This is a genomic window from Mesorhizobium sp. B2-7-1 (genome assembly GCF_006440735.1).
In the GTDB taxonomy this organism is placed as follows: Bacteria; Pseudomonadota; Alphaproteobacteria; order Rhizobiales; family Rhizobiaceae; genus Mesorhizobium.
In genome coordinates this window covers 1-3408 of record NZ_VFUA01000201.1, presented here as the reverse complement: position 1 = coordinate 3408, position 3408 = coordinate 1, and the positions used below count along the sequence as shown (strand labels likewise).

The 3408-nt window shown below is 63.8% G+C and carries 3 protein-coding genes and 1 pseudogene; all 4 read right to left on the bottom strand.

Features of this window, described 5'->3' with window-relative positions; translation table 11 throughout:
- Window positions 1-87 precede the first annotated feature (87 nt).
- The gene (locus FJ471_RS34310) at window positions 88-1362 is read right to left on the bottom strand and encodes an RNA polymerase sigma factor (RefSeq protein ID WP_140811293.1); all 1275 of its coding nucleotides are present in this window, start codon (window positions 1360-1362) and stop codon (window positions 88-90) included.
- Window positions 1359-1733 (bottom strand): YciI family protein, encoded by a 375-nt coding sequence (locus FJ471_RS34305; protein WP_140811282.1) that lies wholly within the window; start codon window positions 1731-1733, stop codon window positions 1359-1361. The genes FJ471_RS34310 and FJ471_RS34305 overlap by 4 nt, the downstream gene beginning before the upstream one ends.
- A gap of 210 nt (window positions 1734-1943) precedes the next feature.
- Window positions 1944-3035, bottom strand: coding sequence for a DNA topoisomerase IB (locus tag FJ471_RS34300; protein WP_140811275.1), 1092 nt, complete (start codon window positions 3033-3035; stop codon window positions 1944-1946).
- Window positions 3036-3125: 90 nt separating this feature from the next.
- Window positions 3126-3408 (bottom strand): annotated as a pseudogene (locus tag FJ471_RS34295) (hypothetical protein); the annotation flags it as partial.

Sequence of the window (3408 nt, the reverse complement as noted above, 5' to 3'; positions counted from 1 at the left end):
TCCGAGAACCGGAGCGGAGCGTACTTAAAGTACGTGAGCACCGGAAGCGCAGGAACCCGCCATTTGCAGGCCGGCATCACCTGAAACTCAACGCGCCTTTTGGATCGACGACTTCTCCGCGCTCTCCTTGATCAGCCGGTCGATATGCAGGCGGATATGCGCTGCCTCCGCCGCCGTGTTGGCCAAAGCGATGGCGCGGTCGAAGGCGACACGCGCCTCCTCATTGCGACCGAGCTGCATCAGCAGCCCGCCCCTCAGACCGAAGAAGTGGAAATAGCCGGACAGCCGGTCCTCCAGCGGCTCGATCATGGCAAGTGCCGCTTCCGGACCCCTTACTTTGCTCACCGCAACCGCGCGGTTCAGCGTCACCACCGGCGACGGCTGCATCTGCTCCAGCAGACCGTAGAGCAGGTCGATCTCGGTCCAGTCGGTATCCTCGGCGACGGCCGCCTGCGCATGCAGCGCCGCGATCGCCGCCTGCACCTGATAAGGACCGGGCTTGCGATGGCGCAGCGCCTTGTCGACCAGCGCCAGGCCCTCATCGATCATCTTGCGGCTCCACAGCGAGCGGTCCTGGTCCTCGAGCAGGACGATCTCGCCATTCGCGTCGAAACGCGCTGGCGCCCGCGCGTGCTGCAAAAGAAGCAGCGCGGTCAGCCCCATGATCTCCGGCTCGGCCTGGAAGAGCCTCAGCAGCAGGCGGGCAAGCCGGATCGCTTCTTCGCAGAGCGGCGCGCGGGCCGGCGCCTCGCCGCCATTGGTCGAATAGCCTTCGTTGAAGATCAGATAGACCATCGCGGCGACGGCGGCGAGCCGCTCCGAGCGCTCGACCGCACCGGGCGTCTCGAACGGCACGCCGGCATCGGCAATGCGCGCCTTGGCACGGGTGATGCGCTGTTCCATGGCGCTCTCACCGACCAGGAAGGCGCGCGCGATCTGCTTGACGGTGAGGCCGGAGACGATACGCAGCGCCACCGCGACCTGCTGCGTCGCCGGCAGATCCGGATGGCAGCAGATGAACAGGAGCCGCAGGATGTCGTCGCGGTAATGCGCGCCGTCCAGCCGCTCGGCCATGTCGCTTTCCGCATCCTCCAGATCGGACACCTGGTCCTCTTCCGGCATCGGCGCCTGCTTGGCGCGCTTGCGTACGGCGTCGATGCCGCTGTTGCGGCCGACGAAGATGAGCCAGGCGACCGGATCGCGCGGCGGCCCGTTCTTCGGCCAGTTCTTGAGCGCCCTCAGGCACGCGTCCTGGAAAGCCTCCTCTGCGGCGTCGAGGTCGCGGAAGTAGCGCAGCAGCGCGCCCATCGCCTGCGGACGGGCATTGCCGATCGCGGTGCTTATCCAGGCGAGCTCCGTCATACCGCTACCTTTGTCGGGTTGAAGACCGAAACCGGCCGTATCTCGTAGGAGCCGCCGCTCGGATTGACCTCGGAAAGCTCGCGCGCGAATTCGACGGCTTCGTCGAGATCGTTGCATTCGAGCGTGTAGAAGCCGAGGAACTGTTCCTTGGTCTCGGCGAACGGGCCATCCAGCACGACCGCCTCGCCCTTGACCTTTCTCAACGTGGTCGCCGCAGTCGTCGGCAACAGGCGGGCCACGGGGCCGAGCCTGCCTGCCTTGGCGTATTTGTCCTGCACGTTGAGGAGCTTTACCATGACCTCGTCGTCCTGTTCCTTACTCCAGGAGCAGACGACGTCTTCGGAGGCGTAGCAGAGGATGGCGTAGAGCATGGTGCGTCCTTTCCGTATCAAAGGACGCGACACTAGGACCCTTCCCGACACCAGGTCGATAAAAAAATTTCCTAGAGCAATTCCAGGAAAAGTGTGAGCGGTTTTCCGTCTGGAATTGCGTCAAAACAAAGAGATAGAGCGGTTCGCCGTTTCTGTGAAACGGTGAACCGCTCAAGGGATCACGGACTTGGCGGTCTTCGCGTCTGCCTGTCAGGCGCCGTGCGCCTGCAGCCATCTGAGCACCAGCGTTTCTTCCTCGTCGAGGCCGGATATCAGCCGTTTGCGCTTGCTGGCCTCAGCCATTTCGTCAAGCAGGCGCCCTTTGCTCCAAGCCTCGAACACCAGCGGATGGATGTAGCATTTGCGGCAGACCGCTCGTGTATTGCCCAACCGCTCGGCGACCTTGTCGACGACATTGTTGATCACCCGTCTTTGCTGCGTTTTGTTTTCCGGCAGCTCGGTCCCGGCAAACAGCGACGCCGCGTGGATCGTGCCGCCCCAGGTGCGGAAATGCTTTGAGCTGAATTCGGCGCCGGACGCCTCGCGGATGTAGCGGTTGACGTCCTCCGAGCGCACCGGTCGCCGCTCGCCATCCTCGTCGAGATATTGGAACAGCTTCTGTCCGGGCAGGTCCTGGGCGCCGCGCACGACCTTGGCGATGCGGCGATCGACCAGCTTCAGCTTCCATTCCTTGCCCGACTTGCCCTTGAAGGCGAAGCGCAGGCTGGAGCCGGTGATCTCGACATGGCGGTCGCGCAGCGTGGTCAGCCCGAAGCTTTTGTTGTCGCGCGCATAGGCCGCGTTGCCGATGCGGATCATGGTGTTGTCGAGCAACCAGACCACCGAGGCGACGACGCGCTCCAAAGGCAGCCCGTGCCGGCGCAGGTCGGCATCGATCTGCCGCCTGAGGGCAGGCAGGCTCTCCGCGAACGCGACGAGGCTTGAATATTTGACGTCGTCGCGTTCCTCGGTCCATTGCGGGTGATAGCGATACTGTTTGCGACCGCGCTGATCCCGTCCTGTTGCCTGGATATGGCCGTCCGGATCGGGCGAGATCCATACGTCCGTCCAGGCCGGCGGAATGACGATCGCCTTGATGCGGACAAGCGTTTCAGCGCTTACCGCGCTCCCGTTAGGGCTCGCGTACCGAAATCCCTTGCCTTTTCTCAGGCGCCGGATGCCCGGATCGGCGTCGCTGACATAGCTGAGCGAGGCGCGATCGGCGGAATTTTGCGCGCCGTTCCTTTGCATTTCCGTACCGTCCGCCAGGCGGTCGGAGGACGATTGTGCTCGTTGCAGCATGATGGCTCCACGGAACTGGTCCGTAGATAAGCCAGGCGACGGGGGCTGGTTCCACCGTGCGGAGCGACGGCAATCTTGGCCCGTCTGCCGTCAAGCGCGTTGCAATTGGATGGAATGGGCCGGGAACCGCCGCCGTGCCCCGATTTTCAGCCGGTAGCGCAGGCAACGCCAGATGTCGGCGGAGGCCTTGGGCGCGGCTTCGGCAACGGCCAGGAATTTTGCCGCTGTTTCCAGATCGCCCCGCGCGTAGTGGACACGGGCAATCTTGAGCGCCACAAGTCCTTCCCTGACCTTCATGTTTGGACTGGGGACATCGCGAACAGGTGTGCGAGGACATCGCGAACAGTTTTGCGCGTTTTGCGCGAGGGGGTTC

Excerpts from the sequence above, each read along its gene's own strand:
- FJ471_RS34310 (WP_140811293.1), bottom strand. The coding sequence starts at position 1,362 with ATGACGGAGCTCGCCTGGATAAGCACCGCGATCGGCAATGCCCGTCCG.
- FJ471_RS34300 (WP_140811275.1), bottom strand. The coding sequence starts at position 3,035 with ATGCTGCAACGAGCACAATCGTCCTCCGACCGCCTGGCGGACGGTACG.
- FJ471_RS34305 (WP_140811282.1), bottom strand. The coding sequence starts at position 1,733 with ATGCTCTACGCCATCCTCTGCTACGCCTCCGAAGACGTCGTCTGCTCC.